Below are 5,042 nucleotides of genomic sequence, written 5' to 3'. Positions count from 1 at the left end.
CCACGAGCTCTACCCCCACCTCGTCCGCGCCCTCGCCCCCCTCGACCTCGCCTACCTGCACCTCGCCCACGGCGGCGACGAGGAACTCCTGCGCACGCTGCGCGAGCTGTGGCCCAACACGCTGATCCTCAACCGCGCCGGCACCGACATCGCCACCCGCGCCAAGGACATCGACAACGGCATCGCCGACGTCATCACCGTGGGCTCCCTGGCCCTCGCCAACCCCGACCTGGTCGAGCGCATACGCGCGGGCGCACCCCTGAACACCCCCGACCCCACCACCTTCTACGGCGGCGGCGCGGCCGGCTACACCGACTACCCCACCTACACCGGCTGACCAGAACACCCGGCGCCTGAGGGAGTGGCCTTCCTCGGGCGCTTCGGCGTACGCACCTGGCTGCTGGACGGGCCGCTCCCCTTCACCTGAGCAGCGGATCGAGTGCGGCCCGGCCCGCCGTGTTGTCCGCCGCGCTGTGGGACCGCGCGGCCACTGCGTCACCGCGCGACCGCCCAGGCACCCCACCCCCGTGATGCGATGCCGTTGACGAAGTTGGAGCGGACGCGGGGGACGTCCCCGGTGAGGCGGATGCTCGCGAGGGGGGCCGCCCTTGCCGAAGGTGACGTGGTCGTTGCCGGTGCGGGTGACGTCGAAGTCGTAGGGGTCGCCGAAGACGGCTTCGTCGCGATTGCCGGCGACGACCAGGAGCAGGAAGTCGTTGTCGAAGTCCTGGCCGGATAGCGGGACGCCGTCGCGGGGCGTGGAGTTGACGAGCCGGGAGACTAGGGCGATGCATGCGGTCGGCCCCGATCGATGGTCGGGAGTGCTGGCCAGGCAGCCGGCGGAGGCGCTCCGCGGAGATCAAAACGTCGGCGACCTCCATGAGCACCCGTTCCGGTGACGGCGGCACCGACGGCGAGCCGGTGAACCCTCGGTGCCGGCTCGCAGGCCCGGACGTCCTCGTGGATCACGAAGGCTCGAACTGCCGGGACCGGAGCCCCGGCAGTTCGAGCCTTCATCCTCGACCCCGGCCAGGCCGGTGACGCGCGAGCCGTCGATCAGGTCATGGCCGGCCCCGCGGGTGCCCGGACCTGTCGGCAGACCACGCACGACCCCGGCCGTGGTCCTCGCGTCTCAGGACTTGGAGTAGTTCTCGGGCGCAGAGCACACGTCGGAGCCCGAGGAATAGTGCCGGCACACGGTGACCTTGATGCGGTCGATTCCACCGGTCAGGTCCGTGTCGCCGATCGTGAAGTTGAAGCCCCGCCACTCCCCGAGGTCGCTCTCGTCGTTGGCGCTCCTGGTCACGGAATCGATCTTCGTCGATCCCGCGAAGGCTTCGAAGTAGGCCGTGGTGTAGCCGCCGGACGTATGGTCCGCCACGGTGCCTGTGATGTTCGCGGTGCGGTTGTACCAGGTGATGTCACCGTAGGTACGGCCGGAGTCGTTGCCGACGACGAAGTGGTCCGTCGGGTAATCCGCCGCTGACGCCGGGCCGTTCGCAAGGCCGACAGCCCCGCATACGGCCAGGAGCCCCACAGCCGCCTTGCGTACGAGTCGAGACATTGCTCTCCCACTTCTTTCAGCACCTGTACGGCGCGCTCGTGGCGGTGCGGGCAAAAGCCTCATACGGCAGCAGGGCGTGCGGAACCTGAAAGGTTGGAGGTTGACCAGAAACCGGAGGGCATCCAGCGAACGGACCTCCGTGAAGGCGCAGGCCGTGTCAACGGTCCGCCACCGCTGTCGTACTGGAACGCCACGCCCTTCACCTCTCACTCGGGCCGCTTTTACTCCCCCGTACGCCCCGCCCAGAGCCGGTGTTGTCCCGGACTGCGGCTGCCAGTTCCCGGGATCGGGCGGCGCCGATGTGGAGTTGCTTGCGGAGGGTCTCCGCGGATGCGGGTCGTAGATGGCGTTCCCGGTGCCGGGCGTCGATGCTTCTGGCTCTTTGTACGAGGTCGGCTTCTTCGGCAGTGCTGTGGTCCGGCGATGTGGGTTCGGGGTGGTGGATGAGGAGTTCGACCGAGAGCAGCAGCGCGACCGGGGGCCAGCCCGCGACGAGGACCGGTTTCCACTGCGCGGTGGGAGCGGCGGCGATGTTCGCGGCCAGGGAGACCGCGATGCCGAGGAGGAAGGAGGCGCGGACCGACCAGCGGGCGCGGCGCGAGAGCTCTCCGGGGTGTTTGAGGAGCCCGGCGGTGGACAGGAGGAGGAGCCCGTCGACGGAGAGCGGCCAGAGGGACGCGCTGACCGTGTCCGCGCCTCCCTGGAGGGCGAAGTCGCGTTGGTGGATGTAGGAGGCGTAGGCGGCGACTGCCGCGACGGTGAACGCGCACACCGGGCGCACCCAGGTGTCGAGATCGTGGGCGCGTCGGCCGGAGGGCGTGGAGGTGTCGTCGTTTCCCGTCATCTGCTCCGGGTCCCTCGCGGTGTTCCGGTGTCCGGTCGGTGCGGAACGTTCTGCCGGTGCGACGGCTTCTCGTCGCGCGCAGCCGCCCGCTTCGATGTACTGGTCCTCGGCGGGCGCCTGCGCCCAGGTGCCCTTGCGGCACGCGGCGTCGTACCGCTTTTCTGCTCCGCCGTGGCGAGACCGGGGTGGTGTGGGATCCGAGCGTGCCGGTGGTGAGTCCGTCCGGTGTCCTCGGCGGACTCGCGGAGCCTTTCCCGGGTCTCGCCCGAGCGACGGAGAGTGCCGCGATGTGGTCCGGATACGGACTGCTCGGACCGGTTCCTGCGGCGACGAGTCGGTGGAGCGACCGCCCCCGTCCCTGGGAGCCGGTGGGCCGGCCGATACCCGCCTCCCGTCAGCCTCCCGAGTCCGCTTACGGACCCGGGACCGACGGCCACCGGCGCGAGGGGAGTCGGCTTCCGGTCCTGACGGTCCTTCAAGTCCCTGCGGTAGCTGGTCCTCGTGTGGTGTCGGGGGCGCATTCTCGGTCTCCTCGGGCAGGCACCCGCGCGTCACCTGCACCTAAAAAGACCGGAATTTAACCCTGTTTTAGCCACGCTCCGCCGAAGAACGTCCGGAGTTCCGTCCAGCAGGACCGGTTAAAGAGGACCTGCATCACTCCTAAAGCCCGGACCGGCCGCACCAGCACGGGAGTCGGCTCTCACTCCCCTCCCCCGGTCTGACCTCGCTTCTTTCAGCAGCCTCTTCAGCGGAAGGCCCCTGCTGTCATGCGGCGCCAATTGTCACTGTTTGGTGTTTCCTTGTCGCCACTCCGCTCCTGTAGGGGCGTCCCCTTTCCCCTACCTGAGGAGGCGCCGGGCCATGGCTTCCTCCAGCCCCGAAGAGCGCCGCAATACCCCTGTTCTGCCGCTGGACACCGTCCGGGAACGCTTCACCCTGCTGGTCACCGGACCCGAGCCGCTGACCGTGGACGGCCGCCAGTACCACGGCCTGCCCCACCGCCCCGTCCCCCTCGACGAACTGCGCCGACTGCTCCTCCAGCCCGCCTGCCCCCGCCTCACCCGCGACGCCGTCTGGACCCACCTCGTACGCCGCTCGCGCCGTGACGGCGCCGTCTGGGTCCTGGCGTGCGCCGGTATGGCGCTGCCCGCTCTCGCCGGAGTCGTACGGCGCCTCACGGACTACTTCCCCGGGGAGGCGTCCGACGTCCAGGCCGAGGTCCTTTCCGGGTTCCTGTGCGCACTCGCGTCCGTCGACGTGGTCCGACCCCGGGTCCTTCCCCGGCTGCGGTGGGCCGCCTACCGGCAGGGGCACGCCGCCGTGACCAAGGCCTTGAACGCGCCGATCCCGGTGGCGCCGGGGTTCGGGCCGTCCGTACCACGCCCCCCGTGGGGCCACCCGGACCTCGTGCTCGCGCGGGCGGTCCGGGAAGCGGTCCTGACCCGGACCGAGGCGGACCTCATCGGGACCACCCGCCTCGACGACACGACCGTCACCGACTGGGCAGTCCGCCACCGGACCACCCCCAACGCCGCCTACAAGACCCGCCACCGCGCGGAAGCCCGCCTCGCCGCCTTCCTCCACGACGAGGCCCGCAGCGAACCCGCCGCGATGGATGCGCTGCCTCTGCCCCAGACGACCCCGCCGGGGCGCGGCGCGACGGAACTCGGGGAGAAATCTTCGCGGGGCATGGCTAAAAACGGCCCGGAATCCGGCCTTTTGAAGTGCGGGGGTTCCCCACCCCCTTCCCCGTCCCCTTCGGCTCCGGAGGCGAACTGATGCGACAGGCACCCCTTCTCCGCCACGCCACCGCCCGAGGCCGCGCAGCACTCAACCGGGCTGTCGCCCCGGACCGGCGCTGGACGTTCTGGTGGCTGCTGCTCACCGGGGCCGTGCTGGCCGTGTGTCTGCTGGAGGCGTCGTCCGCGTCGGCAGCCGAACCCGGGCAGCCCCTGGGGGCAGCGGCGTCGGTGAACGAAGTCCTCACCAACATCCGCAACTGGATCATGGGCATCGCGGCCACGCTGGCCACGGTGTTCCTGTCGATCGGCGGCCTGCGCTACATGATGGCCGGCGGCGACCCCGGCGAGGTCGAGAAGGCCAAGATCGCCTTCAGGGGCGCCGGCTGGGGATACGGCATCGTCGTGCTCGCGCCGCTCATCGTCGAGATCCTCAAGGGAATCGTGGGCGCCTGATGGACACCCCGTCCGCCCAACCGCCCCGTCCCGCGGCAGCTTCGCCGCGACGTCGTGGACGGCGGCTCCGGCGCCGGGTCCTGGTGCTCGGGTTCGTGGCACTGGCGGTGTGCGCCTCGGTGGTCACCGCCGTCGCCGACCCGAGCCCGAGTCCCGCCCCGGCGCCCGCGCCGACCGCGTCCGCGAGCCCGGTTCCGGCACCGTCGGGTACGGCGTCTCCGTGTGCGGACTGCATCCCCCAGCCCGGTACGTCCTCTTCCCCGGTGCCGACCGCCAGCGCCCTGCCTCCAGCCGCACTTCCTGTCCCGGGCGGGGGCGGCGGGATCTCCGGGTGGATCGCCAAGGGCATCAGCAGTGCGATCACCGGCTTCTTCAAAACGGTCGTCCAGTCCGCGCTCAACCCCCTGCTCGACCTCCTCAGCGACACCCTCCTCACCAC

At 70.6% G+C, this 5,042-nt stretch carries 4 protein-coding genes and 2 pseudogenes; 3 read left to right on the top strand and 3 right to left on the bottom strand.

Annotated elements, in window-relative coordinates:
• Nucleotides 1-337: pseudogene (locus tag AOK24_RS42795) on the top strand (alkene reductase); the annotation flags it as partial.
• Nucleotides 338-495: 158 nt separating this feature from the next.
• On the opposite strand, the pseudogene AOK24_RS51950 reads toward AOK24_RS42795, so the two are convergent.
• From AOK24_RS51950 to AOK24_RS42780, 3 genes and pseudogenes are all read right to left on the bottom strand, one after another.
• Nucleotides 496-784: pseudogene (locus tag AOK24_RS51950) on the bottom strand (hypothetical protein); the annotation flags it as partial.
• 348 nt (nucleotides 785-1,132) lie between these two features.
• The gene (locus AOK24_RS42785; RefSeq protein ID WP_159052204.1) at nucleotides 1,133-1,564 is read right to left on the bottom strand and encodes a hypothetical protein; all 432 of its coding nucleotides are present in this window, start codon (nucleotides 1,562-1,564) and stop codon (nucleotides 1,133-1,135) included.
• A gap of 199 nt (nucleotides 1,565-1,763) precedes the next feature.
• Nucleotides 1,764-2,408 (bottom strand): DUF2637 domain-containing protein, encoded by a 645-nt coding sequence (locus AOK24_RS42780; RefSeq protein WP_055725248.1) that lies wholly within the window; start codon nucleotides 2,406-2,408, stop codon nucleotides 1,764-1,766.
• A gap of 861 nt (nucleotides 2,409-3,269) precedes the next feature.
• On the opposite strand from AOK24_RS42780, the gene AOK24_RS42775 reads away from it, so the two are divergent.
• Together AOK24_RS42775 and AOK24_RS42770 are read left to right on the top strand one after the other, a co-directional pair.
• Nucleotides 3,270-4,187, top strand: a complete 918-nt coding sequence (locus AOK24_RS42775) for a hypothetical protein (RefSeq protein ID WP_055725247.1) — start codon at nucleotides 3,270-3,272, stop codon at nucleotides 4,185-4,187.
• Entirely contained in the window at nucleotides 4,187-4,603 is a 417-nt protein-coding gene (locus tag AOK24_RS42770) for a pilin (protein WP_240554397.1), read from the top strand. Before AOK24_RS42775 ends, AOK24_RS42770 begins: the two co-directional genes overlap by 1 nt.
• Nucleotides 4,604-5,042: the final 439 nt, after the last annotated feature.

Origin of the sequence: Streptomyces niveiscabiei, assembly GCF_001419795.1 — a bacterium.
Lineage (GTDB): Bacteria > Actinomycetota > Actinomycetes > Streptomycetales > Streptomycetaceae > Streptomyces > Streptomyces niveiscabiei.
Note: the sequence above shows the minus strand (reverse complement) of the source record. Positions and strands in the feature narration are given on the sequence as shown.

Bases quoted from the DNA above. Each gene is read 5' to 3' on its own strand.
- AOK24_RS42785 (WP_159052204.1), bottom strand. From the start codon at position 1,564: ATGTCTCGACTCGTACGCAAGGCGGCTGTGGGGCTCCTGGCCGTATGC.
- AOK24_RS42780 (WP_055725248.1), bottom strand. From the start codon at position 2,408: ATGACGGGAAACGACGACACCTCCACGCCCTCCGGCCGACGCGCCCAC.
- AOK24_RS42775 (WP_055725247.1), top strand. From the start codon at position 3,270: ATGGCTTCCTCCAGCCCCGAAGAGCGCCGCAATACCCCTGTTCTGCCG.
- AOK24_RS42770 (WP_240554397.1), top strand. From the start codon at position 4,187: ATGCGACAGGCACCCCTTCTCCGCCACGCCACCGCCCGAGGCCGCGCA.